A 24299-nucleotide genomic window follows, 5' to 3' on the forward strand; every position below is an offset into this window, starting at 1 on the left:
GCGTTTGGTAGCTTTTTTTACTGCTGTGACATCGGATACAAAATGTCACAGTTTTTTCGTAAAGGGGGTATCGCACTGAATGATACAGAGTGGATACAGGATTTTGCAGACAGACGTTTGCAGTACGGTGTATCCCAGACGAAACTTGCGGTCATGGCTGGAATCAGCCGTGAACATTTAAGCCGTATCGAATCCGGCAAGGTGGCGGTCACAGAAGAAATGAAAGTGAAACTTTTGGAAGCTCTGGAAAAATTCAATCCAGAAGCACCGCTTACCATGCTGTTTGATTATGTGAGGATACGGTTTCCGACACTGGATATTGGACACATCATCAAAGATATTTTACAGCTCAATATTCAGTACATGATACATGAGGACTTCGGGCATTACAGTTATACAGAACACTACTACATCGGAGATATTTTCGTATATACTTCTCCCGATGAAGAAAAAGGTGTCCTGCTGGAACTGAAAGGAAAAGGCTGTCGCCAGTTTGAAAGTTATCTGCTGGCACAGGAACGGAGCTGGTATGATTTTCTTATGGACGCTCTGGTGGACGGTGGTGTGATGAAACGCCTTGACCTTGCCATCAATGACCATACGGGAATGTTAGATATTCCAGAACTAACCGAAAAATGCCGGAATGAGGAATGTGTATCGGTGTTCCGTTCCTTTAAGTCCTATGCTTCCGGCGAACTGGTCAAGCATGAGGAACAGGACAAGGCTGGTATGGGGTATACGCTTTATATCGGTTCACTGAAAAGTGAGGTGTACTTCTGTGTCTATGAAAAAAGCTATGAGCAGTACATCAAACTTGGGATTCCCATTGAGGAAGCACCCATAAAAAACAGATTTGAAATACGGTTGAAAAATGAACGTGCTTATTATGCTGTCCGTGACCTGCTGACTTACTATGACGCTGAACGGACGGCATTTTCTATTATCAACCGTTATGTACGCTTTGTGGATAAGGAAGCAGACAAGAAACGGAGCGACTGGAAATTATCTGTCCGCTGGGCGTGGTTCATCGGGGAAAACAGAGAGCCGTTAAAGCTCACGACCAAACCCGAACCCTACACACTGGACAGAACTCTACGCTGGATTCAACGGCAGGTTGACCCGACACTTAAAATGCTGGAAACAATCACAGCAAAAACAGGCGTTGATTATCTGAAAGAAATCCGTAAATCCACAAAACTGACGGAAAAGCACTACAAGATAATCGAACAACAGACCACATCTACCGAAGATGTGATTTTAGAAAAGGAGAATTGAAAAATGCAACGATTATTATTTGACTTCCTGCTCTTCTCTTTAGGTGGAACAGTTGGCGTGATTGCCATGTGTATTTTACAGGCTGGCAGACAGTCTGACAGAAAAATGATGGAACTGAAAGGAGAAAAGAAATAATGAATTTTGGACAGAACCTTTATAACTGGTTTTTAAGCAACGCACAGAGCCTTGTACTGATGGCGATTGTTGTTATCGGTATCTACTTGGGATTTAAGCGTGAGTTTTCCAAACTCATCGGATTCTTGGTAGTTGCCTTAATAGCCGTTGGTCTTGTATTCAATGCATCCGGCGTAAAAGACGTATTGTTACAGTTATTCAATAAGATTATTGGAGCGTAAAATTAAGAATCCCACATTTTGAACACAAACTTGTGGTAATATACTAATATCATTAAAATGTTTAAAGGAGATTCTTATTATGGTTAGATACAGTATTGAAATCGGACAGAAAGAACAAGATATTTTAAAAGAAATCGTTTTAGCCAGTGATAAAAATGTAAAGAAACGTAAATTTGCAACAGGGTTATCGTCTGTGATGGCTGTCATAATGTTAATATACACGATTCTTTGCTTTATGAATAGTCGTATTGGCTATGGTATTATTGGATTATTATTTTCAGTTTTCTTTATCTGGATTATCATAAACGGAGCTAACACATTTCAGAAAAAAGTAATAAATATTGTTCATTCAAAGATGGATAATAAACTGACTTCGGGAAAACGTGAATATTGTTTTGATACCGATGGAGTTGCAGTTAGTTCTGATATTGGTAACGGGACTAATCATTGGAACGCCTTTAAATGTTGGGGGATTTTCAGAAATTACATATATATCAGAACAATAAAAAATGAAATGGTTCTTGTTAATCAAAATGATTTGTCTGAAAATGATGTAAAAGAGTTAAAATCCCTTTTGAGTCAGAATTTAAAAGAAGAAACGCTTTAATATTGTTTTAGAGTTAAGCAGTCTTTCAGTTATGATCGACTGCTTTTTTCATACTCAAAATTAGAAGAAAGGACTGAATTACGATGGAAGAATGTAGCGTATTGATTGAAACGACCAAATCAGCAGAGGATAAAACCTCTCGCTGGTTTGATTTACCCATTGATTATGAGCTGTTCCGTGACCTGCTCGGTGTGGAAGCTGACAGCAAAGACTATCAAATCACAGATATGAAGCTCCCCTTTGCTGGCGATATTGTAAGGACAACTTCTGTCAGACGATTAAACAAGCTATACTTTGCTTACACGGATTTATCGCCAGAAGTTCAGCAGGCATACAAAGAGTTGATTCCTTATTGTGGCGGTGTAGAGGATTTATTGCAGGAATCCGAAGAATTTTTGTTTTATCCAGAGTGTCACAACATCATGGACGTTGCCCGTTACCGCTTGGAGCATAACATTGAATTTTCTGCTCTTTCCGAAAAAGGAAAGAAATATTTTAATCTGGAAGCCTACGCCCATGAACTGGAAGAAAAAGGACGTTATGCTCTCTGCAACAACGGTATGTTCAAACTTTGACAGGTGGTATTGCTTATGGCAGAAATGAAAGTATTTGTTATCAATCTTGATGAACAGGAAAAAGATACAGGCTGTGCGTGGTTTACACTTCCCTGCAACATAGAAGCATTAAAACAATCCATTGGTTTACCGCCGGACAGTGACCGTTATCTTATCAGTGATTATGATTTTCCTTTTGAAATCCTGCAAGATACAGACCTCGACTTGCTAAATAATGTCTGCCTTGCAATTTCAGAGAGTGAAATCCCACCCGAAGATATACCTGCAATTCAAAGAGAATGGTTTTCAAACCTGCAAGAGCTGGAAGCCGGACTTTGCAATATTACATACCATCGGAACTGTTCAGATATGGAAGAAACATCAGAACATTTCCTGTGTGTGCATGGCAGATTTTATGAATACAATGAGTGAAAGGAAGTGACCGTTTATGCTTGATGATATGCAAGTCTATATAGCCAATCTTGGCAAGTACAATGAGGGAGAACTGGTCGGGGACTGGTTCTCTTTTCCGTTGGACGAAGAAGTGATTGCAGAACGTATCGGCTTAAATGCAGAGTACGAAGAATACGCAATCCATGATACGGACAACTTCCCGATGGAGATTAGCGAATACATTTCCATCGAAGAACTGAACCGTATCTATGAGCAGTTGGAAGAATTACCGGATTACCTGCTGGACGACTTGGACAGTTTTATATCCTGCTATGGAAGTCTGGAAGAACTGGTGGAACATAAGGACGACATCATTCTGTATTCCGGCTGTGAAACGATGACCGATTTAGCCTACTATCTGATTGATGAAGAACAGATACTCGGAGAAATCCCGTCCTCTTTACAGAACTATATCGACTATGAAGCCTACGGGCGTGACCTCGATATAGAGGGGACATTTATTGCAACAAACGCTGGTATCTGTGAGGTACTGCGTTAAGGGCTGGCAGATCAGCACCGCCACTGGTGCTACTGTCAGCTTTTCTCTTGGGGGCAGTCTGGAAAATCCGGCTGTCCCTGTTGTTATGAAAATGAAGAAAGGAGCATTTACAAGTGAAGAAAATCCGAAGTTATACAAGTATCTGGAACGTGGAAAAGGTACTGTATGCCATCAATGATGTAAACCTGCCATTCCCTGTGACCTTTACCCAGATTACATGGTTTGTACTGACGGAATTTATCATCATTCTGTTTGCAGATGTACCGCCACTTTCCATGATTGAGGGAGCATTTTTAAAATATTTCGGGATTCCCGTTGCTCTTACATGGTTTATGTCACAGAAAACCTTTGACGGGAAAAAGCCATACAGTTACATCAAGACGATGGTGCTGTATGCTCTGCGTCCCAAAGTGACTTATGCCGGAAAAGCCGTGAACCTGCATAAGCAGAAATTTGAGGAAACTATCACGGCAGTAAGGAGTGTGACCTATGTTCCCGATTAAATATATCGACAATAACCTTGTCTGGAATAAGGACAATGAGGTGTTCGCCTACTATGAGCTGATACCGTACAATTATTCATTCTTATCCCCAGAACAGAAATACCTTGTGCATGACAGCTTCCGTCAGCTTATCGCACAGTCCCGTGAGGGAAAGATTCATGCGTTGCAGATTGCAACTGAAAGTTCAATCCGAAGCATACAGGAACAGTCAAAGAAGCTGGTCACTGGAAAGCTCCGTGAGGTAGCAATCCAAAAGATAGACGACCAGACCGAAGCCCTTGTATCCATGATAGGCGACAATCAAGTAGATTACCGTTTCTTTCTGGGATTCAAGCTCATGGTCACAGAGGACGAAGTCAATCTGAAGAACATCAAAAAATCGGTATTTCTGACATTCCGTGAGTTTTTGAATGAGGTAAGGCATACGCTGATGAACGACTTTGTTTCTATGAGCAATGATGAAATCAACCGTTATGTGAAGATGGAGAAATTACTGGAAAACAAAATCTCCCGTAGGTTCAAAATCCGCCGACTGGAAGCCAAAGACTTTGCGTATCTGATGGAACACCTCTACGGCAGGGACGGGATAGCCTATGAAGATTATGAGTATCCTCTTCCAAAAAGAAAATTAAAAAGAGAAACACTGATTAAGTATTATGACCTTATCCGTCCTACCCGTTGCGTGGTGGAAGAAAGCCAGCGATATTTGCGTCTGGAACATGAGGACAGTGAAAGCTATGTGTCCTACTTTACGGTCAATGCCATTGTCGGAGAACTGGACTTCCCATCATCGGAAATCTTTTATTTCCAGCAACAGCAGTTCACATTCCCTGTGGATACGTCCATGAATGTTGAGATTGTCGGAAATAAGAAAGCCTTAACCACTGTCCGTAATAAGAAAAAGGAATTAAAGGACTTGGACAATCACGCCTATCAAGCCGGAAATGAAACAAGTTCAAATGTGGTGGAAGCCTTAGACAGTGTCGATGAACTGGAAACAGATTTAGACCAGAGCAAGGAAAGTATGTACAAGTTAAGTTACGTCATACGGGTATCTGCACCCGATCTTGACGAACTGAAACGCCGTTGTGATGAAGTCAAGGACTTTTACGATGATTTGAATGTGAAGCTGGTTCGCCCTGCCGGAGATATGATGGGACTGCATGGAGAGTTTCTTCCAGCCAGCAAACGTTATATCAATGATTATATCCAGTATGTGAAATCCGACTTTTTAGCCGGACTTGGTTTCGGTGCTACCCAGATGTTGGGAGAAAATACAGGAATCTATATCGGATATTCCGTGGATACGGGAAGAAATGTCTACCTACAACCGTCCCTTGCCAGTCAAGGGGTAAAAGGTACGATCACAAATGCGTTGGCTTCTGCTTTTGTCGGTTCGCTTGGTGGTGGAAAATCATTCTGTAATAACCTGCTGGTGTATTATTCCGTCCTGTTCGGTGGACAGGCAGTTATCCTAGACCCGAAAAGTGAGCGTGGGAACTGGAAAGAAACACTGCCGGAGATTGCAGAGGAAATCAACATTGTAAACATTACCAGTGATTCCAGCAATCAAGGGCTGTTAGACCCGTATGTGATTATGAAAGATGTCAAGGACGCTGAAAGTCTTGCCATTGATATTCTGACGTTCCTTACAGGTATCAGCAGTCGTGATGGCGAAAAGTTTCCTGTCCTTAGAAAAGCTGTCCGCACGGTATCCCAGAATCAGAACCACGGGCTGTTGCAGGTCATTGAGGAACTGCGGAAAGAGGATACTGCCGTATCCCGTAACATTGCAGACCATATCGAAAGTTTTACTGACTATAATTTTGCACAGCTCCTGTTCTCGGACGGTTCGGTGGAAAATGCAATCAGTCTGGATAACCAGCTCAACATCATACAGGTTGCAGATTTGGTTCTGCCGGATAAGGATACCACCTTTGAGGAATACACGACCATTGAGCTGTTGTCGGTATCCATCTTAATTGTTATCAGTACCTTTGCCCTTGACTTTATTCACAGTGACCGAAGTATTTTTAAAATTGTAGACTTGGACGAAGCATGGGCGTTCTTAAATGTGGCACAAGGAGAAACACTCTCAAACAAGCTGGTGCGTGCTGGTAGAGCCATGAACGCCGGAGTTTATTTCGTGACACAATCCTCTGGGGACGTATCGAAAGAAAGTCTGAAAAATAACATCGGTTTAAAGTTTGCTTTCCGCTCCACAGATACCAATGAAATCAAGCAGACCTTAGAGTTTTTCGGGCTGGACAGTGAGGACGAAAACAACCAGAAACGGTTGAGGGATTTGGAGAACGGACAATGCTTAATGCAGGATTTATACGGGCGTGTCGGTGTGGTACAGATACACCCTGTCTTTGTAGAACTGCTCCATGCCTTTGATACCAGACCGCCGATAAAAAGTGAGGTGGATTTGGAATGATAAAATCTATCACAAGAGAAAAGGTATTCCATGTACTGAAACTGGTACTGCTTGCCGTGACCGTTACGCTGGTACTGCTGTCCCTGCTTGGGACGGTAGCTCATGCGTCTGGACTGGTCGATGATACGGTCAATGCAGACAACCTGTATTCAAAGTATCCGCTTTCCAACTATCAGCTTGATTTCTATGTGGACAATAGCTGGTCTTGGCTACCGTGGAACTGGCTGGACGGCATTGGAAAATCGGTGCAGTACGGGCTTTACTGTATCACAAATTTTGTCTGGACAATCAGCCTGTATCTTAGCAATGCCACAGGATATGTGGTGCAACAGGCGTATAAGCTGGACTTCATCAATGACATGGCAGACAGTATCGGGAAAAGTATCCAGACACTTGCCGGAGTGACCGAAAACGGATTTTCCAGCAGTGGATTCTATGTGGGATTCCTGCTCATTATCATTCTGATTGTAGGTGTTTACACCGCCTATACAGGGCTTCTCAAACGGGAAACAAGCAAAGCACTTCACGCTGTTATCAACTTTGTGGTGGTGTTCATTGTGTCTGCGTCCTTTATTGCTTATGCTCCCAATTATATCCAGAAAATCAATGATTTCAGTTCGGACATCAGCACCGCTTCTCTGGACTTGGGGACAAAAATCATGCTCCCCGATTCACAAAGCAAAGGCAAGGACAGCGTAGACCTTATCCGTGACAGCCTTTTTGCGATACAGGTAGAAAAACCGTGGCTGTTGTTGCAGTTCGGGAACAGCGATACCGAAGAAATCGGGACTGACCGTGTAGAAGCTCTGGTATCTGCCAGCCCGTCCGATGAAGATGGGGAAACAAGGGAAAATGTTGTGAAAACAGAGATTGAAGATAACGACAATGACAACCTTACCATTCCACAGGTCGTCAACCGTCTGGGTATGGTGTTCTTCCTGCTCATTTTCAATCTCGGTATTACAATCTTTATCTTCCTGCTTACCGGCATGATGTTATTTTCCCAGATACTTTTTATCATATATGCCATGTTTCTGCCTATCAGCTTCTTACTGTCCATGATACCAACCTATGAAAATATGGCGAAACAGGCAGTTGTCCGTGTGTTCAATGCCATTATGACAAGAGCCGGAATCACACTGATTGTGACCGTGGCATTTTCGATTTCCAGTATGTTCTACAACATCTCCACGGACTATCCGTTCTTTATGGTGGCGTTTTTGCAGATAATCTGCTTTGCCGGAATCTATATGAAACTCGGAGAACTAATGAGTATGTTCAGTCTTAATGCCAATGACAGCCAGCAGATAGGTCGCCGGATATTCCGTAGACCGATGGTATTCATGCGACATCGGGCAAGACGTATGGAACACAGGATTGCAAGGGCTGTCGGTGCTGGAAGTGTTGCAGGTGCGGTGGCTGGTGCAAGTGTTGCCAGAGCCGGAAATCCAGCAACGAACCAACCGCCAAAGAAACGGGAAAATACCTCTGCCAGCATGGGAAGCCGTGTCGGTTCTGCGGTAGGTGCTGTGATGGATACGAAAAATAAAGTCCGTGACAGTGCTTCCTCTCTGAAAGAAAATGTGAAAGACCTGCCGACACAGGCTGGTTATGCCGTCCATTCTGCCAAACAGAAAGCAAAAGATAATGTATCGGACTTTAAGCGTGGCGTTGTGGAAGAACGGGAAAATCGACAGGAACAGCGTACACAGAAACGCAACCTGCACAGGGAAAATATCTCACAGAAAAAGCAGGAATTACAGAAAGCACAGGAAGCAAGGCAGACAGTTCATGCGAATGGATCAGCGACAGCCGGAGCTACCAGAAGCCATGAACGCCCTGTTGCCACACCTGTTCCAAAACCTGCACCGACCGATACAGTTACGAAGCCAGATATGAAACGTCCTGTTACTTCTCCTGTGATAAAAAATGCAGAAGTCAAGGCTGGAAAAGAAACTATCCGAACCAACATCAGACAGGAACAACAGGTCAAATCGGTTGCCAGAACAAACCAGACAAACATAGAGGAATCCAGAAGTAATCGAAAGAAAACCACTGTACAGAAACAGGTCAACCAAAAACAGAATCGTAAGACTGTTACGAAGCAACTAGAGAAAGGACGGAAGAAATGAGATTAAAACGTATCCTTATCATAGGTACGATATTTCCAGTCCTTTTCTCCATTGTCCTCTTTTTCGGGATATTGATTTCCGGCGAAGATGACGACAATTCAAACAGCTATTCGCCTGTCTATTCTGGCATGAACCTGTCAGCCGATGTCCTCAAACATCAGCCGATGGTAGAAAGATACGCCAGAGAAAACGGTATTTCGGAGTATGTGAACGTCCTGCTTGCCATCATACAGGTGGAAAGTGGCGGTACAGCTACCGATGTCATGCAGTCCAGTGAAAGTCTGGGGTTACCGCCGAACTCATTAAATACAGAGGAATCTATCAAGCAGGGGTGTAAATATTTTGCGTCCCTGCTTTCTTCCTGTAAAGGGAAAGGTATGACAGACATTAACGTGGTCATTCAATCTTATAACTATGGCGGTGGCTATGCTGACTATGTGGCGAAGAATGGGAAAAAGCACAGTTTCAATCTTGCAGAGAATTTCGCAAGAAACAAATCTGGCGGTACAAAAGTGACCTATACCAATCCGATAGCTGTCAGTAAAAATGGTGGCTGGCGTTATAACTACGGAAATATGTTTTATGTGGAGCTGGTCAACCAATATCTGAATATAAAACAGTTCAGTAACGAAACGGTACAGGCGGTTATGAATGAAGCATTGAAATATCAAGGTTGGAAGTATGTCTACGGTGGCAGTAACCCGAACACCTCTTTTGACTGTTCTGGTCTTACCCAGTGGTGCTACGGAAAAGCAGAAATCAGCCTGCCACGAATCGCACAGGCACAGTATGACGCAACCCAGCATATCCCATTGTCACAGGCACAGGCTGGCGATTTGGTCTTTTTCCATTCCACCTACAACACCAGTGACTATGTTACCCATGTAGGAATCTATGTGGGTAACAATCAGATGTATCATGCCGGAAATCCAATCGGCTATACTGATTTGACCTCTGCCTACTGGCAACAGCACATCATTTGTGCCGGAAGAATTAAGCAATAGAAAGGACTTGAAATATGTTTAAGAAGAAAGAAAAAACAATGAAAGAACCCAAAGAAAAGAAAGTGCGTACCATAAAAGTCGGGACACACAAGAAATCTGTCCTGCTGTTGTGGGCGGTGCTTCTGGCAAGCACCAGCTTTGGTGTGTATAAGAACTTTACCGCCATTGACACCCACACGGTACATGAAAAAGAAATCATTCAGCTAATATTGAACGATACCAACGGTATTGAGAATTTCGTCAAGAACTTTGCGAAAGCCTACTACTCATGGGATACCAGCAAGGAAGCCATTGAAGCAAGGACAACAGAAATCAGTAAATACCTTACCAGAGAATTACAGGACTTGAACGCCGATACCATCAGAACGGACATACCGACCAGTGCGACCGTTACAAATGTGCTGGTCTGGAATGTAGAACAGTCTGGAACGGACGATTTTACCGTTGCCTACGAAGTAGATCAGCAGGTAAAAGAGGGAGAACAGACACAGGCAGTCACAGAAAACTACACCGTGACCGTTCATATGGATAAGGACGGTGCAATGGTCATTACCCAGAATCCGACACTTGCTCCGACAGTGCAGAAATCAAAGTATGAACCGAAAGCACAGGAAGCCGATGTCAGTGTCAGTTCCGATACAGTCAAGGACGCTACCGCTTTCTTGGAAACATTCTTTAAACTCTATCCAACAGCTACGGAAAAGGAACTTGCCTACTATGTCAAAGACGGTGTGCTTGCTCCTGTATCCGGCGACTATGTATTTTCAGAACTGGTAAACCCTGTCTTTACCGAAGACGGTGATAACCTCAAGGTCAGCGTGTCTGTGAAATATCTGGATAACAAGTCGAAAATGACGCAAATCTCACAGTATGAGCTTGTGTTACATAAGAACGATAACTGGAAGATTGTAGAATAAATATTACAGCAGAATAGTATGGTAATTGTTTATCCAATCTATACTATTCTGCTTACAATTAGATTGACAAAATAAGAATCCCTCTCATATAATTGGTTGCAATGGTATTGAGGAAATACAACCTTAAATGTATAATGGGAAAGTAGCATTGCAGGAATGAGGTAGGCTAATGAATAAAATATTGATTATTGAAGATGATTTAGAAATAAATGCGTTATTGGCTGATTTTCTAAAAGAAAAAGGATATGCTGTGCATTGCCAATATGATGGACTTCATGTTCTGGATTTTTTGAATAAAGAAAAAATTGATTTGATTATACTTGATATTATGCTTCCTTATCGGAGTGGTGATATTATTTTATCTGATGTACGCAAGAAATTTACGATACCTGTTATTATTATTTCAGCGAAAGAAACTACACAAAATAAAATCGACTTGCTTCGTCTGGGAGCAGACGATTATATCACAAAACCTTTTGATATGGAAGAAGTGCTTGCCAGAATTGAAAGTAATCTGCGAAGAGTACAATTTCAAAATAGCCAGACAGAATGTTTGCAATATAACAATCTGACTTTAGACCTAGAGAAAAATACAGCATTTTTGAATGGAATAGAATTATCCTTAACCGCTAAAGAATTTGGCATTTTAGAATTGTTGATGAAATATCCAGATAAAGTATTTTCAAAATCGAATCTTTTTCAAAGTGTTTGGGATACAGAATATATTGCTGAAGATAATACACTTAATGTTCATATCAGTAATTTACGCAATAAATTAAAAGCGATATGCTCTGATACAGAATTTATTGATACTGTTTGGGGCATTGGCTACCGCCTACATAAAGCTAAGGATTAAACGTTCCTTAGCTTTATTATTTTTTTAACTTTTCTCATTACGATTTAAGAAATTCTTTAAAATTGCCCGTTATACTGGTTTAAGTAAAGGAGGTTTGGGATATGAGTTCAATTATTTTAGAAGCAAAGTCTTTAACCAAAGAATATAAACAAACATTAGCATTAGACCACATAAATTTACAAATAAAAAAAGGAAAAATTTATGGATTTATTGGTCAAAACGGAGCAGGTAAGACTACTTTTTTAAGATTAGTCACAGGGCTTGCGTTTCCAACAAGTGGTACACTTTCTTTATGGGGAAATTCTGGAACAGAAGAATTGCAGAAACAGCGTAAACGAATTGGAAGTATGATTGAAATGCCTGCCCTATTCCCGTCAATGACTGCCTATCAAAATATGGAAGTACAGCGTATTCAACGCGGCATACCAGATAAATCAGTTATTAAAAGGACATTAGATATGGTTGGATTGCAAGATACAGGTAAAAAGAGTGTCCGCAATTTTTCATTAGGTATGCGTCAACGATTGGGGATAGCGATTGCACTTTTAAATACACCAGAACTATTGATTTTAGACGAACCTATCAATGGTCTTGACCCTGCTGGAATTGTAGAAATTAGAAATTTATTAAAAATTTTGAATAAAGAATATGGTATGACCATTTTGGTTTCAAGCCATATCTTAGAAGAATTGTATCAAACAGCATCAGAATTTATTCTGATTGACCATGGAAAAATTATAGAAGAGATTTCTGATTATGAATTAAATGAACGGTGTAAACGACATATAGCAATTAAAACAACAGATGTTCAGAAAACGGTTCTGGTTTTGGAAGAGAATCTTCATACAGATAACTTTAAACTAATGCCAGATGGCATAATTCGTTTGTATGATTATTTGAATGATTTAGAGACAGTTGCGTCTGCTTTGGCAGAATCGCACATTCTTGTAACAGGACTTTCTGTATCTGGCGATACTTTGGAGGACTATTTTTTGAGCAAAATAGGAGGAACAAAAGATGTCAAATCTCCTAAAAACTGAGTTATATAAGTTGTTTCACAGTTGGTATTTTTGGGGAATTGGAATATTCAATCTCCTTTTAAGTAGCATATTGCTGTTAGATAGTAAAGAACGCTCTTCAAACTTAATTATGGCATCATTATACAATATTCCGTTACTCTATTTTTTGAGTATAGTGTTTATAGCATTGTTCATTGGAAGTGATTTTAGTGGAAGAACTTTAAATACTTATATTACTGCCGGACATAAAAGAAGTTCTATATTTAGAGTAAAGTTAATTGTATCTCAAATAGGTTGTATTATCATTCTGGTATTTCCATTATTTGTACATGGAATTATTAGTCAATTTTATATTGGAGAAAAACTTTTTTGGAATGATAGCACATATACTATGGTTTTACTAACTCTGTTTGCCATGATAACACTGTGTGCATTACCGATATTTTTTGCTTTTATTTTTCGTGATATGGGGAAAACACTGACAGTTTCAATGGTTTTATTTTTTGTTATGATTTTTTTGCTGAACGGTGAATCTGCACAAATAATCAGCAGAATAATACCAATGGGACAACTTAGGTTAATTTCATTGCAAAAGGTCTATTCGACAAACTTTTGCTTGCTTGTAGATTTTTTATGGAATTTTATTTTATATTTCATTGCAGGTAGTGTTTTTTTACATACAGACTTGAAATAACCGGAGGTGTTTTTTATGGATAAATTATTAAAACTGGAAAAATATCAGTTGTTACATAATTCTATTTACTGGTGTGGTATGATTGGAATATTTATTTTAGGATTTTTTACAGCAGATACTTATGTTACAGAGGTCATGGGATCGACAGAAGAAATTGCTTCTTCTCTTGCTGATATTTTTAATGGAATGGTGTATGATTCTACGTTTCTTCTTATCATCATGTCGGCTATACTTGCATTGATTTTAGGACAGGAATTTTCTAAGAGAACAATAAACTTAGAGGTCAGTGCTGGACATTCCAGAAAACAAATTTTTACAAGTAAAATAATATCGTATTTAATTGCTTTTAATCTTATGGCTCTTGTCTATCCAGTTTCAGGGTGCATAAGGGAATTTGGACGCTTTGGTGTTGCAGACGTGGGAATGTTTTTTTACAATATTATAAAAGCAATCATTTATTCTTGTCTGCTTAATAGTGCGATATTTCTAATTGCAATACTTATTTGTTGCTATTTACAGGATGCTGTAAAAGCAACTTCGGTTACAGTAATTATTATTTTTGGTCTTAGCTTATATCTTGGCTATGGAATGATGTTGAGATTACCAGTCGGTTTTTTACCTACTTATCAAATCAGAATCGTTGTCAGCATGAAAACCTTTTTTCAACCGATAGCTATTTTAGTAGGATGTATATGGTCTGGTATATTGGTATTGCTTTCGTGGATAAAATTTTGTAAATGTGATTTTAAATAGGTGGAGAAAATGTCTAACATAGAATGGATTTTAATTATCATAACAATATTTTTAGTAATACTGCTATTTCGATATATTCAATTAAAAAAACAAATCCGTAATCTTGCGGATCAAGTTAATGAATTGAATTCTGGAAATTCACAGCAGATGTTAGACATTTCGTTGATTGATAAAGATTTAGAAAGACTGGCTGGTATATTGAATCAATATAATATCAGACAACGACAGGCTGTTGCAGGCGTATTACGCAATGAAGAGTATTTAAAAGAATCTGTTGCTAATATATCACATGATTTGCGTACACCTCTTACAGTCATTCTTGGTCATTTACAATTATTGCAAAAAGAAAATTTGGAATCCAGTCAAGCACAGCGTGTAAAAGTGATTTTTAGCAAAGCCGAAAAAATGAAAGAATTGGTAGAAACATTCTATGACCTTTCTATTTTGGAGGAACAGCAGACAGTTCCAGAAAAAGAAAAGTTTAATATATCTAATATGTTAATAAATTTAATTACGGAAAATGCCGTTGCATTAGAAAAGGAGAATATTTTACCCGAAATAAATCTCCCAGATTATTCAATATACGTATATTCTGATAAAAATATGGTAGAACGAATTTTACAAAATCTGTTGACAAATGCAATTAAGTATTCTGTTGGAACGATAAAAATAACACTTATGGAGAAAGAAAATAATAATATTATATTTACCATTGAAAATCCAATGAGTGACAGTTCAGAAATTGATTGCAATCGACTTTTTGACCGTTTTTATACAGGCGATAAATCAAGACATAATGGAAGTACAGGATTGGGACTTGCGGTAGTAAAAACACTTGTTGCCATTCTTGGCGGAAATATTGTTGCAAAAGTACATGCCAATAGCCTTATTATTACTCTTGAATTATAAAGTATTGAAGATATATTCGTATGATAATTCATTGAAGAGTGGACATCAAAATGTAAAGTCAATAGTTTGTAAAGTCCAGTTACAAACTATTGGCTTTTTTCATTACTGTGTAACAAGTAAATTTACGATAAAGAAATAAGGATAGTCGGCTCTTATTTGTTGCCTGCGGAGCAGATCAACAAATAAATGTTGAAGAATCTGTATAGGAAAACAGAGAAAACAAGAAGCAAATCACTTCTTATTCTCTCTGCTGTTCAAGATACCGTCAATCGTACCTTGAATGATTTTTAATTCATTATCACTCAATAAATCAAGTGACGAATCTATCTGACGGCGGGCTGTGTTTTTCTCAACATTCTTCGCTGGATAGAAATACTCGTCAACAGATATATTGAACATTGTAACTAAATCATGGAATAACTGAAAGCTAGGGTGTTTTCCGATATTTTCAATATCTGCGATATGACGTTCTCCGTAAAAGACTTTATCGCCTAAATCATTTCTGGAAAGCCCTGCTTTCTCTCTGGCTTCTCTGATTGCCAGTCCTAAAGGACGAAAATCAAAGCTGTGTGTATCTTTCTTTTTTCTCATTTTTAATCACCTAGCATGAGTTTATACTTCATGTTATGCGATTAGAATGTATTAAAAACTCATATTATATGCACTATAAATTCAAATAAAGTATTACCTAGTTCGGTAAATAAAAAAAACCGTTCTGTGGGTAATCTCTTTTATAATGTCCAAAAATATAGGGACGGTTTTGGTATAACCAGAGCTGTCCTGTTTCTATTTTCACAGGATTGCTCTGGTCAAGGAGCAATTTGTGATTCTAAGTAAAACAGGCAGTCTATACCAACAACCGAATTTATTCCGTTTTTTTCTCAGTACATCATCAGTCCTTGAACATGAATTAAAAACTCATATATCAGATGTTTTAAAAACAGTCTATTTGTTATTGGTGCAAATAGGCTGTTTTCATATTTACAAAAAATTTTTTCAATCCTGCAACAAATCACACCCTGCCGTACAGATATGGTGCGGAAAGAGGGATACATACTTTTCACTTTATAGAGAAAGGGGGTGTGATTTTGAAACCATCAGACTTCCAAAAGACAATACAGTGTCAGTTTGACTGTAAGCTCAAAAAGGTTGTGAAAGGCATTGCCCGTAACTACCGCAAGGAATTAGCCAGACGACAGGCAAAGGAAGTATCCTTTTGTGAGCTTCCAGAGATTGTTGTTGAGAAATTGATTGTATGGGACGATTACGAAAGTGAATATACAACATTCGATGTGTGCGGTACAGAAATCCGTGTACTTGACGAAGAACTTGCAGAAGCACTGAAACAGTTGCCGGAGCAGAGCCGGAACATTGTATTGATGTTTTTCTTCTTGGATATGAGTGATTCGGAGATAGGCGAAAAGCTGAACATTAACCGAAGCACATCATACAGGCACAGAAGAAATTCACTTGAAGAAATCAGAAAGCAGTTAAAGGAGAAGAAAACAAATGAAGAATAAGCAACACACACTTCCATCATTTTTTCTCATATCATCAGCCGTAGACGGTAACGAAAACGCCATAGAAAAGCTGTTGCTGTTCTATGAAGCCTACATATCAAAATGTTGTTTACGCCCATTTTATGATGAATACGGTAACGTATACATTGTGGTTGATATGGAATTAAAGGGACGTATCAGAGAAGCCCTTTTGAAAATGATATGTGAATTTGAAATAGACGAACATTAAGTAATATTTGAGCGGAGCATGATTTAACAAACTCCCCTCTTTCCTGTTCCGCTTTTTCTTATCATTCTGTATCAGTCCATTTGCAAAAATGAATTGATACAGGCTGACAAGAGCCTAACAGTTCTTTGACAAGTGAATAAAGCAGTCAGATACGTTTGTGCTTGCAGTGAGCCATCAGAGGTTGTACGCCGTGACTTTTCCAATCGGGAGATAGCGATTCATGCAATGATCTGGGAGCGACCGTTGGAAAAGTCGCTCTGCCATGACCTGCAACACAGGATAATGATACACCCGTATGACACGGTTCAGCCCACAGGAATGGGAATGGTTGAGATACCAGCGGAGCTTGCCGAAGCCGTCTGATTGCTTGTAAAAAGCACATGGTAAAGGAGAATGATACTTTTACTGGTGTGTAGAAAATGACGATAATACAGGTCGGTAAAAGGAGGGCTGACAGATGAACAAAACAAAAGAAAGACCAATCTCACAGCCGATAACGGTAAATATAGATAAATTGTCTGCAATGTTATCTTGTGGTCATGCTACTGCAAGAAAGATTGGAGAACAGGCAGGAGCAAAAATTATAATTGGACGCAGGGTTCTTTATTCGGTAGAAAAAGTCAAAAATTACCTCTCATATCTGGAAGAATAGCACCCTTTTTCATTTATGTTTCTTGTGATATATGGTATAATATTTACAGACATAACCACGTCATGAGAACAAAAAGGAGTCTATTACAGAAAGGAATGTTTCTCATGGCAAATAGCAGAAAAGACCATAAAGGAAGAAAATTAAGAGAGGGCGAAAGCTGGCGTAAAGATGGTAGATACAGTTACCGTTATACAGATATAAGAAGCGGAAAACGTCTGACAGTATATGCAAAGGATTTACCGGAATTAAGGGAAAAGGAAAAGCAGATTGCAAAAGACTTGGAAGATAACATTTTAACTGATGGAGCAATCAAAAAACTTACTCTTAATAAATTGTTTGAAAGATATATGTCTACTAGGGAGCTGAAAGAATCTACTAGAGCAAATTATCTGAAAACATGGGAGAATCGTGTCAAAGATGAAATTGGAAACATCAGGGTTGTTCAGATTTTACCATCACACATCAAATCATTTTACTCAAAACTTTCTAAAGCAGGATATGCATATTCTACAATAAAATTTATTGACAATATGATTTGTCCGGCACTGGAAATGGCTGTTGATGATGATATTATCCGCAAGAATCCGGCAAAGTTTTCTATCAGTGATTATGGTAGACAGGCAGAAGAACGTATTGCCTTAACAGTTTTACAACAGGAAAAAATGCTGGAATTTGTGAAAAATAATCAAGTATACAACACCTACTATCCAATGCTCAGAATCATGTTAGGAACTGGTGTAAGGTGCGGAGAACTGATTGGATTGACTTGGGAAGATGTAGATGTCAGAACAAAAGCGGTAAGTATTGACCATCAGTTGATTTATAAAGATTTAGGAGATGGCTATAAATTCCATATTTCCACGCCAAAGACGGATTCTGGAATCCGAACTATCCCTATGACATCAGATGTACAAAGAGCATTTGAAGAACAAAAGAAATTAAACTTTATGCTTCAAAAAGGAAAAGATGTTGAGATAGACGGTTATAAAGGATTCATTTTCATGGCAAAGTCCGGCAGACCGCTCATGCCTAGTGCAATAAACAATATCTTATATAATATTGTAGACGCATATAACAAAAAAGAAGTTCAAATTGCAAAGACTGAACATAGAAATGCTGAATTGTTACCAACAGTATCCGCTCACATTATGCGACATACGGCTTGTACCAGAATGGCAGAAAAGAGGATAGACGTAAAAGTTCTTCAATATATTATGGGACACGCCCACATAGATGTAACAATGGACGTATATAACCATGTAAGTGAGATGTCCAGAATTGAGAGTGAAATCACAAGGCTGGAAAGCGTAGCAATTAGTTGACACCAAAAATAAAAAAATTGGTGTCAAAATGGTGTCAAATCAAGAAAAAGTGATGATTATAAGGAAAAAAAGTGTTGCAAACCCCGTAAAATCAAGGTTTGCAAAAAAAATCTCAAAAAATTAGCACTCACCTCTTGACAGTGCTAACAAAAAGAGCTATAACATAGTCAGAACAAAGGAAGAGACATAAGAAATCAAGAATATGAGTTCAAGATTCCTGGTCGCAGAGCCTTAAGTTCAAGTCAACAACACCTCGGATTTCTCCGATAGTGTCGAAATAAAATTTTTTAATTATATTTTGAAAGGAGACATGACTTATGATGATGCCTAGTATTTTTGGAGAAAACTTATTTGATGATTTTATGAATGATTTTGCATTCCCTGCATTTGAGGATGTAGATAAGGAATTGTATGGTAAACATGCAAAGAACTTAATGAAGACAGATGTTAAGGATACAGAAAATGGATATGAAGTGGATATAGATCTTCCGGGATTTAAGAAAGATGAAATCAAAGTTAAATTAGAAGACGGAGTCTTAACAATTAGTGCAGCTAAGGGATTAGACAAAGACGAAAAGGATAAGAAGGGCAGCTACTTAAGACGTGAACGTTATGCAGGCAGCATGAGCAGAAGCTTTTATGTAGGTGACCACGTTACAGTAGAGGATATACATCCTAAATATGAAAATGGTATTTTATCATTTAGTGTTCCAAAAGCGGAAAATAAACCAATTGAGGAAAAGAACAAATACATTGCAATTGAAGGATAATCCATTCCATAAAATAAAAGGGAGTGTCAAAGGTTTAAAAGCCTTTGGCACTTCCTTTTTTACGTCATAAATTAAGGCAAATAACAGGGTTACAATGAGTTTACAATAAGAAAAATTTCGGCTAAAATTGAATATAGTTTAAAATTAAGAAATAGAAGGCGATTGATATGATACAGTTAGTTCAGGGATTAGATGACAGAGTTTATGGTTATGAAAAAAGGAAAAATACCAATTTTGTTGTCACATCGGGAATTTCCGATTGGGCAATAAAATTTAAGACAGGATGTAAATCAGAGTACGTCATAATTAACATTCAGGGAAAATAGAAGGAGAATCAGATATGAGAAGAAAAGACAGAGAAATAACAGATTTTGATGAAATGATGGAAATAGTAAAAAAATGTGATACATGCAGGCTGGCATTAAATGATGGAGAGTATCCGTATATTGTGCCACTTAATTTTGGACATGAGGTAAAGGATGGGAAACTGACTCTTTATTTCCACTGTGCAAATGAAGGAAAGAAACTGGATTTAATTAGAAAAAACAATAAGGTAACATTTGAAATGGATTGTGACCATAATTTCATACTTTATGAAGAGAGAATGAGCTGTACCATGGGATATGAAAGTGTTATAGGCCATGGTACAATTGAATTCGTGGCTGAAGAAGATAAGTTTGAAGCATTGAAAATACTTATGAGACATTATCATGCAGAGGATTTTGTTTTTAACACAAAGCCGATACCTGTAACAACTGTTTTCAAGTTAGAGGTTGAGGATATGACAGGAAAAAGAAGAAACAACATTCACTAAAATAGGGATAATATAAGCGAGGAACTAAATTGAATATTTTATCATTAGAAAATATAACACATTCATATACTGAAAGAAAATTATTTGACAACACAAGCTTTTATCTTCATGAAGGGGAAAAAGTAGGAGTTATTGGAATAAATGGAACAGGTAAGTCTACCTTACTGAAAATTATGGCAGGATTGGAAGTGCCGGATGAGGGAGAGGTAATAAAGGCATCAAATATGATGATTCACTATCTGCCACAAAATCCTAAGTTTAATGACGGGGATACAGTGTTAGAAAGTGTTCAAAACATGATACATCATCATGCCAATGAAAACGAATTGGTAAAGGCTAAGTCTATGATGACAAGACTGGGCATAACGGATTTTGAACAAAAAACAGGAGAATTGTCAGGGGGACAGAGAAAAAGGCTGGCATTGGTTTCAGTGCTTATTACCCCATGTGATATATTAATATTGGACGAGCCTACCAACCATTTAGACAGTGAAATGGCACAATGGTTGGAAAATCAGTTAAAAGCATTTAAAGGGGCACTGGTCATGGTTACTCACGACAGATATTTTCTTGACAGTGTGACCAACCGCATAATTGAGTTAGACAAAGGAAAAATATACAGCTATGATGAAAAGTATTCAGGCTTTTTGCAGAGAAAGGCAGAAAGGGAAGACAGCGTCAAGGCAAGTGAGCGAAAGAGACAAAGTATATTAAGAAAAGAAATTGAGTGGATGCAAAGGGGAGCCAGGGCAAGGTCTACTAAGCAGAAAGCACATATTAAAAGATATGAGGATTTGAAAAATCAAAAGGGAATTGAAACAGAAGACAAAATAGAGTTAAGCAGCATTAAATCAAGAATGGGAAAAACAACCATTGAAATGGAAAACATATGTAAAGCTTACGGTGAAAATGTGTTAATAAAGGATTTTTCCTACAACTTTTTAAAAGGTGACAGGGTAGGTTTTGTAGGAAAGAACGGTTGCGGAAAAACAACCTTAATGAAAATAATTGATGGCAGAATAAAACCTGATAGTGGAATAGTTAATATTGGACAAACAATTAAAATCGGATATTACACTCAGGAAATTGAAAATGACAAAGATGCAGGCATTGCCTATATGAACCCTGATGACAAGGTAATTGATTATATAAAAAACACTGCGGAATTTGTGAGAACTCAGGAGGGGCTGGTTTCAGCTTCTGTTATGTTAGAGAGGTTTTTGTTCCCGTCCTCTCAGCAATATAGCAAAATTGAGAAGCTTTCCGGAGGAGAGAAAAGAAGACTTAACCTGCTTCGGGTTTTAATGGTGGCACCGAATGTTTTAATATTAGATGAGCCTACAAATGATTTGGACATTGAAACCATGACAATTTTAGAGGACTACTTAGATAGTTTTGACGGAATTGTTATTACGGTATCCCATGACAGATATTTCTTAGACCGGGTAGTTAGGAGAATATTTTCTTTTGAAGGAAATGGAGTAATAAAACAGTATGAAGGCGGTTATACGGATTATTACAATAAGAAACAGGAAGAAGTGGAACACACCAAAGAACAGGAGAAGCCGGCTTCAAAAGGCAGGCAGGAGAAAACAGTTTATAAAAGTAAAAATAAGAAACTTAAATTTTCTTATAATGAACAAAGGGAATATGACACAATAGAAGATGATATTGGAAAATTAGAGAAAAAACTTGAAAAGTTAGATATTGATATGAACAAAAATGCCACTAATTCCGTGAAATTAAAGGAATTGATGGATGAGAAGGAAGAAACGGAAGCTTTGTTAATGGAAAAAATGGACAGATGGGAGTATCTGGAAGATTTGGCAAAGAAAATTCAGCAGCAGTAATGTTAATACAGTGCAGGTGATGTTAATGGCGTATAGTGAGTTAATTAAAAAATTTGATAAAGTCCGTAATTATATGCGGGATTTTTATGCTTATGGATTTCACACCCGAAATGATTTTGATAAAAAAAGTGCCAGAAGTTATGATAATGAGCGGAGACGAATAGAAAGCTGGCTTTCAGATTATATGAATTTCAGACAACAGTCCGGTGGCAAACAGATATTTTTCTCCGTTGACAGCAGAAAAATTCTTCACAATCCACTGTATAGGGCTTATAAGGCAAAAAGTTTTACAGATAAAGATATTGTGCTTCATTTTTATATAATGGATATTTTAGCTGATGAAAAATGCCATAGCTTTAAGGAAATTGCAGAAAGGGTTTATTCTGAATATCTTTCTTTTTTTGATACTGATATGTTACCTGATGAGTCGACAATAAGAAATAAAGTAAAAGAATATGTTGATTTAGGTCTTATTAATGAGATTAGGCAGGGAAACGGAATCAGCTATGAAAGAGGAAAAAGTGTTTATATAGGTGAAGATGGGATGGATGCTGTAGCCTTTGCTGCGGAAGAAACACCGGTAGGAGTTGTTGGTTCTTTTATTTTAGACAAATACAACGGAAACAGGGATTATTTTTCCTTTAAACACAGATACATGATGGAGGCTTTAGAGCAGCAGATAATAGTTGATATTTTATTATGTAAAAAAAGAAATGAATCAATAGAACTAACAATGAAAAGCAGTAAGATTAGGGTATTTCCTCTTAAAATATATATAAGTACACAAAACGGACGACAATATTTAATGGGATATTATTACCGGGAACGCAGACCTGCCATGTACCGAATAGATAATATTGAAAAAATAGGAACCATAGGTTTTGAGAAAAATCATCAGCTGTATGATTCCTATGGAGATAAGTTTGGGGCACATATGTGGGGAGTTTCTTCAGGAAAAAGAGACAGCAGAATTTTAGAACAGTTGAAAATGACAATAAACATAGAGGAAGGTGAAGAATTTATTATTAACAGACTTATGCGTGAAAAAAGATGTGGCACAGTAACAAGAGCAAACGAAAGTACGGTTGAATTTGAGGCGGATGTTTATAGTGCACAGGAAATGATGCCATGGATAAGAACATTTATTGGGAGAATAGAGAAGTTGGAATGCAGCAATCATGCCGTGGAAAAGGTTTTCTATGATGATTTAGAGGCAATGTATTCCATGTACCAGGGAGAAAAGAATGATATTTAACGAAGTATATGGAATTTACTACAATGTAGTGGGAAAAATATTGAAGGAAGCTGTGAAAGGTGAAATTAGCCTTGATAAAATTAAGGAAATAACGGGAAAAGAGGCATTTGGCGAAAGTATAACGGTGATTCCTGATAAATTATTAAAAAAGCAGTGGCCTTTAATGGATGATAATTTTGAGACGCCTTTAAAGAATAATCCGGATATGCCTCTTACAACAATAGAGAAAATGTGGCTTAAGGCTATTTTATCTGACAAAAGAATTAGTTTGTTTGAACCTTCTTTTGACGGACTTGAGGATGTGGAGCCGCTTTATGACAAGGATACCTTTGTGTATTTTGACAGATATTCAGATGGAGATCCTTATGATGATATTGAGTACAGGGAGCATTTCAGACTTATACTTGTGGCAATAAAGGAAAGAAGGATTGTAAGAATTGTTTATAAAGGCAGGAAAGGAAAGCACATCCATACCTTAATTCCGAAAGGGCTGGAGTATTCGTCTAAGGATGACAAATTCAGGCTTGTTGCAGAAAGCTTAAAAGGCACTCAGTATATCATTAATATGCAAAAAATTACGAAATGTCAGGTGATGGAGGGTTTTGGAAAAGATAGTGTAAGAAAAAGGAAACTGGCGTTTGGTGAAGTTATTTTGCGGTTGAAGGATTATAGGAAGGCTCTTGAAAGGGCTATGCTAAGTTTTTCGGATTTGGAAAAAGAAACAATTAAGTTAGATAATAATACATATCAAATTAAACTGAAGTATTGTGTGGATGATGAAACGGAAATACTTATAAGAATACTGGCATTTGGCCCATTGATTGAGGTAATGGGGCCTGATGATTTTAGAGACAAAATAAAAGAAAGACTTTTAAGACAGAGAAAGTTGTGAATTCTTTTGAGTTCGCAACTTTTT

At 38.1% G+C, this 24299-nt stretch carries 28 protein-coding genes; 27 read left to right on the top strand and 1 reads right to left on the bottom strand.

Annotated features, from left to right (window positions below; translation table 11 throughout):
- The first annotated feature begins 69 nt into the window (after positions 1–69).
- The 17 genes from mobT to DWW68_RS03280 all read left to right on the top strand — a co-directional run bounded on the left by mobT (position 70) and on the right by DWW68_RS03280 (position 14971).
- The gene (mobT, locus tag DWW68_RS03195) at positions 70–1275 is read left to right on the top strand and encodes a MobT family relaxase (RefSeq protein WP_206541819.1); all 1206 of its coding nucleotides are present in this window, start codon (positions 70–72) and stop codon (positions 1273–1275) included.
- Positions 1276–1278: 3 nt separating this feature from the next.
- Positions 1279–1410 carry a DUF3789 domain-containing protein gene (locus DWW68_RS03200; protein WP_118327217.1) on the top strand — a complete coding sequence of 44 codons (132 nt, stop codon included), beginning with the start codon at positions 1279–1281 and terminating at the stop codon, positions 1408–1410.
- Positions 1410–1631, top strand: a complete 222-nt coding sequence (locus tag DWW68_RS03205; protein ID WP_055060385.1) for a hypothetical protein — start codon at positions 1410–1412, stop codon at positions 1629–1631. Before DWW68_RS03200 ends, DWW68_RS03205 begins: the two co-directional genes overlap by 1 nt.
- A gap of 79 nt (positions 1632–1710) precedes the next feature.
- Positions 1711–2238, top strand: coding sequence for a YcxB family protein (locus tag DWW68_RS03210; RefSeq protein ID WP_055060386.1), 528 nt, complete (start codon positions 1711–1713; stop codon positions 2236–2238).
- Positions 2239–2321: 83 nt separating this feature from the next.
- Complete coding sequence (locus tag DWW68_RS03215) at positions 2322–2813, top strand: antirestriction protein ArdA (protein ID WP_055060387.1); 492 nt, start codon at positions 2322–2324, stop codon at positions 2811–2813.
- Between the two features lie 15 nt (positions 2814–2828).
- Entirely contained in the window at positions 2829–3224 is a 396-nt protein-coding gene (locus DWW68_RS03220; protein WP_055060388.1) for a hypothetical protein, read from the top strand.
- Positions 3225–3240: 16 nt separating this feature from the next.
- Positions 3241–3744, top strand: coding sequence for an antirestriction protein ArdA (locus DWW68_RS03225; RefSeq protein WP_055060389.1), 504 nt, complete (start codon positions 3241–3243; stop codon positions 3742–3744).
- A gap of 113 nt (positions 3745–3857) precedes the next feature.
- Positions 3858–4247 carry a conjugal transfer protein gene (locus DWW68_RS03235; RefSeq protein ID WP_005611098.1) on the top strand — a complete coding sequence of 130 codons (390 nt, stop codon included), beginning with the start codon at positions 3858–3860 and terminating at the stop codon, positions 4245–4247.
- Complete coding sequence (locus DWW68_RS03240) at positions 4234–6687, top strand: ATP-binding protein (protein WP_118588843.1); 2454 nt, start codon at positions 4234–4236, stop codon at positions 6685–6687. Before DWW68_RS03235 ends, DWW68_RS03240 begins: the two co-directional genes overlap by 14 nt.
- Positions 6684–8819: a YtxH domain-containing protein gene (locus tag DWW68_RS03245; protein WP_118588844.1), complete on the top strand. Its 2136-nt coding sequence runs from the start codon at positions 6684–6686 to the stop codon at positions 8817–8819. The genes DWW68_RS03240 and DWW68_RS03245 overlap by 4 nt, the downstream gene beginning before the upstream one ends.
- Positions 8816–9823 carry a bifunctional lysozyme/C40 family peptidase gene (locus DWW68_RS03250; protein WP_118588845.1) on the top strand — a complete coding sequence of 336 codons (1008 nt, stop codon included), beginning with the start codon at positions 8816–8818 and terminating at the stop codon, positions 9821–9823. Before DWW68_RS03245 ends, DWW68_RS03250 begins: the two co-directional genes overlap by 4 nt.
- Before the next feature lie 14 nt (positions 9824–9837).
- On the top strand, positions 9838–10740 hold the full coding sequence (locus DWW68_RS03255; RefSeq protein WP_118588846.1) for a conjugal transfer protein: 903 nt from the start codon (positions 9838–9840) through the stop codon (positions 10738–10740).
- Positions 10741–10909: 169 nt separating this feature from the next.
- The gene (locus DWW68_RS03260) at positions 10910–11596 is read left to right on the top strand and encodes a response regulator transcription factor (RefSeq protein ID WP_005342931.1); all 687 of its coding nucleotides are present in this window, start codon (positions 10910–10912) and stop codon (positions 11594–11596) included.
- A gap of 101 nt (positions 11597–11697) precedes the next feature.
- The gene (locus DWW68_RS03265) at positions 11698–12636 is read left to right on the top strand and encodes an ATP-binding cassette domain-containing protein (RefSeq protein WP_118588847.1); all 939 of its coding nucleotides are present in this window, start codon (positions 11698–11700) and stop codon (positions 12634–12636) included.
- Positions 12614–13309, top strand: coding sequence for an ABC transporter permease (locus DWW68_RS03270; protein WP_117961088.1), 696 nt, complete (start codon positions 12614–12616; stop codon positions 13307–13309). The genes DWW68_RS03265 and DWW68_RS03270 overlap by 23 nt, the downstream gene beginning before the upstream one ends.
- A gap of 15 nt (positions 13310–13324) precedes the next feature.
- Entirely contained in the window at positions 13325–14062 is a 738-nt protein-coding gene (locus DWW68_RS03275; protein ID WP_005611112.1) for an ABC transporter permease, read from the top strand.
- A gap of 9 nt (positions 14063–14071) precedes the next feature.
- Positions 14072–14971 carry a HAMP domain-containing sensor histidine kinase gene (locus tag DWW68_RS03280; RefSeq protein ID WP_035403270.1) on the top strand — a complete coding sequence of 300 codons (900 nt, stop codon included), beginning with the start codon at positions 14072–14074 and terminating at the stop codon, positions 14969–14971.
- Positions 14972–15202: 231 nt separating this feature from the next.
- Here the strand turns inward: DWW68_RS03280 and DWW68_RS03285 are convergent, their stop codons facing one another.
- Positions 15203–15562 carry a helix-turn-helix transcriptional regulator gene (locus tag DWW68_RS03285; protein ID WP_005342894.1) on the bottom strand — a complete coding sequence of 120 codons (360 nt, stop codon included), beginning with the start codon at positions 15560–15562 and terminating at the stop codon, positions 15203–15205.
- A 497-nt stretch (positions 15563–16059) separates the two neighbouring features.
- On the opposite strand from DWW68_RS03285, the gene DWW68_RS03290 reads away from it, so the two are divergent.
- The 10 genes from DWW68_RS03290 to DWW68_RS03335 all read left to right on the top strand — a co-directional run bounded on the left by DWW68_RS03290 (position 16060) and on the right by DWW68_RS03335 (position 24275).
- Positions 16060–16491, top strand: coding sequence for a sigma-70 family RNA polymerase sigma factor (locus DWW68_RS03290; RefSeq protein WP_044940673.1), 432 nt, complete (start codon positions 16060–16062; stop codon positions 16489–16491).
- Positions 16481–16720 (top strand): helix-turn-helix domain-containing protein, encoded by a 240-nt coding sequence (locus DWW68_RS03295; protein WP_005423216.1) that lies wholly within the window; start codon positions 16481–16483, stop codon positions 16718–16720. Before DWW68_RS03290 ends, DWW68_RS03295 begins: the two co-directional genes overlap by 11 nt.
- Positions 16721–17177: 457 nt before the next feature.
- Positions 17178–17372 (top strand): hypothetical protein, encoded by a 195-nt coding sequence (locus tag DWW68_RS03300; RefSeq protein WP_117961094.1) that lies wholly within the window; start codon positions 17178–17180, stop codon positions 17370–17372.
- 104 nt (positions 17373–17476) lie between these two features.
- Positions 17477–18694, top strand: coding sequence for a tyrosine-type recombinase/integrase (locus DWW68_RS03305; protein WP_118588848.1), 1218 nt, complete (start codon positions 17477–17479; stop codon positions 18692–18694).
- A gap of 317 nt (positions 18695–19011) precedes the next feature.
- The gene (locus DWW68_RS03310; protein ID WP_021952615.1) at positions 19012–19464 is read left to right on the top strand and encodes an Hsp20/alpha crystallin family protein; all 453 of its coding nucleotides are present in this window, start codon (positions 19012–19014) and stop codon (positions 19462–19464) included.
- A gap of 167 nt (positions 19465–19631) precedes the next feature.
- Positions 19632–19790 (top strand): hypothetical protein, encoded by a 159-nt coding sequence (locus tag DWW68_RS03315; RefSeq protein WP_199641173.1) that lies wholly within the window; start codon positions 19632–19634, stop codon positions 19788–19790.
- A gap of 14 nt (positions 19791–19804) precedes the next feature.
- Positions 19805–20278, top strand: coding sequence for a pyridoxamine 5'-phosphate oxidase family protein (locus tag DWW68_RS03320; protein ID WP_021952618.1), 474 nt, complete (start codon positions 19805–19807; stop codon positions 20276–20278).
- Positions 20279–20307: 29 nt separating this feature from the next.
- The gene (locus DWW68_RS03325) at positions 20308–22128 is read left to right on the top strand and encodes an ABC-F family ATP-binding cassette domain-containing protein (protein ID WP_118588849.1); all 1821 of its coding nucleotides are present in this window, start codon (positions 20308–20310) and stop codon (positions 22126–22128) included.
- A gap of 25 nt (positions 22129–22153) precedes the next feature.
- Positions 22154–23383, top strand: a complete 1230-nt coding sequence (locus DWW68_RS03330; RefSeq protein WP_118588850.1) for a WYL domain-containing protein — start codon at positions 22154–22156, stop codon at positions 23381–23383.
- Positions 23373–24275, top strand: a complete 903-nt coding sequence (locus DWW68_RS03335) for a WYL domain-containing protein (RefSeq protein ID WP_118588851.1) — start codon at positions 23373–23375, stop codon at positions 24273–24275. Before DWW68_RS03330 ends, DWW68_RS03335 begins: the two co-directional genes overlap by 11 nt.
- Positions 24276–24299 lie beyond the last annotated feature (24 nt).

This window comes from Eubacterium sp. AF16-48 (assembly GCF_003479405.1).
Lineage (GTDB): Bacteria > Bacillota > Clostridia > Lachnospirales > Lachnospiraceae > Eubacterium_G > Eubacterium_G segne.

Excerpts from the sequence above, each read along its gene's own strand:
- DWW68_RS03220 (WP_055060388.1), top strand. The coding sequence starts at position 2,829 with ATGGCAGAAATGAAAGTATTTGTTATCAATCTTGATGAACAGGAAAAA.
- DWW68_RS03295 (WP_005423216.1), top strand. The coding sequence starts at position 16,481 with ATGAAGAATAAGCAACACACACTTCCATCATTTTTTCTCATATCATCA.
- DWW68_RS03265 (WP_118588847.1), top strand. The coding sequence starts at position 11,698 with ATGAGTTCAATTATTTTAGAAGCAAAGTCTTTAACCAAAGAATATAAA.
- DWW68_RS03330 (WP_118588850.1), top strand. The coding sequence starts at position 22,154 with ATGGCGTATAGTGAGTTAATTAAAAAATTTGATAAAGTCCGTAATTAT.
- DWW68_RS03320 (WP_021952618.1), top strand. The coding sequence starts at position 19,805 with ATGAGAAGAAAAGACAGAGAAATAACAGATTTTGATGAAATGATGGAA.
- DWW68_RS03300 (WP_117961094.1), top strand. The coding sequence starts at position 17,178 with ATGAACAAAACAAAAGAAAGACCAATCTCACAGCCGATAACGGTAAAT.
- DWW68_RS03215 (WP_055060387.1), top strand. The coding sequence starts at position 2,322 with ATGGAAGAATGTAGCGTATTGATTGAAACGACCAAATCAGCAGAGGAT.
- DWW68_RS03270 (WP_117961088.1), top strand. The coding sequence starts at position 12,614 with ATGTCAAATCTCCTAAAAACTGAGTTATATAAGTTGTTTCACAGTTGG.
- DWW68_RS03315 (WP_199641173.1), top strand. The coding sequence starts at position 19,632 with ATGATACAGTTAGTTCAGGGATTAGATGACAGAGTTTATGGTTATGAA.
- DWW68_RS03225 (WP_055060389.1), top strand. The coding sequence starts at position 3,241 with ATGCTTGATGATATGCAAGTCTATATAGCCAATCTTGGCAAGTACAAT.
- DWW68_RS03335 (WP_118588851.1), top strand. The coding sequence starts at position 23,373 with ATGATATTTAACGAAGTATATGGAATTTACTACAATGTAGTGGGAAAA.
- DWW68_RS03250 (WP_118588845.1), top strand. The coding sequence starts at position 8,816 with ATGAGATTAAAACGTATCCTTATCATAGGTACGATATTTCCAGTCCTT.
- DWW68_RS03310 (WP_021952615.1), top strand. The coding sequence starts at position 19,012 with ATGATGATGCCTAGTATTTTTGGAGAAAACTTATTTGATGATTTTATG.
- DWW68_RS03210 (WP_055060386.1), top strand. The coding sequence starts at position 1,711 with ATGGTTAGATACAGTATTGAAATCGGACAGAAAGAACAAGATATTTTA.
- DWW68_RS03275 (WP_005611112.1), top strand. The coding sequence starts at position 13,325 with ATGGATAAATTATTAAAACTGGAAAAATATCAGTTGTTACATAATTCT.
- DWW68_RS03255 (WP_118588846.1), top strand. The coding sequence starts at position 9,838 with ATGTTTAAGAAGAAAGAAAAAACAATGAAAGAACCCAAAGAAAAGAAA.
- DWW68_RS03260 (WP_005342931.1), top strand. The coding sequence starts at position 10,910 with ATGAATAAAATATTGATTATTGAAGATGATTTAGAAATAAATGCGTTA.
- DWW68_RS03245 (WP_118588844.1), top strand. The coding sequence starts at position 6,684 with ATGATAAAATCTATCACAAGAGAAAAGGTATTCCATGTACTGAAACTG.
- DWW68_RS03205 (WP_055060385.1), top strand. The coding sequence starts at position 1,410 with ATGAATTTTGGACAGAACCTTTATAACTGGTTTTTAAGCAACGCACAG.
- DWW68_RS03280 (WP_035403270.1), top strand. The coding sequence starts at position 14,072 with ATGTCTAACATAGAATGGATTTTAATTATCATAACAATATTTTTAGTA.
- DWW68_RS03305 (WP_118588848.1), top strand. The coding sequence starts at position 17,477 with ATGGCAAATAGCAGAAAAGACCATAAAGGAAGAAAATTAAGAGAGGGC.
- DWW68_RS03285 (WP_005342894.1), bottom strand. The coding sequence starts at position 15,562 with ATGAGAAAAAAGAAAGATACACACAGCTTTGATTTTCGTCCTTTAGGA.
- DWW68_RS03240 (WP_118588843.1), top strand. The coding sequence starts at position 4,234 with ATGTTCCCGATTAAATATATCGACAATAACCTTGTCTGGAATAAGGAC.
- DWW68_RS03200 (WP_118327217.1), top strand. The coding sequence starts at position 1,279 with ATGCAACGATTATTATTTGACTTCCTGCTCTTCTCTTTAGGTGGAACA.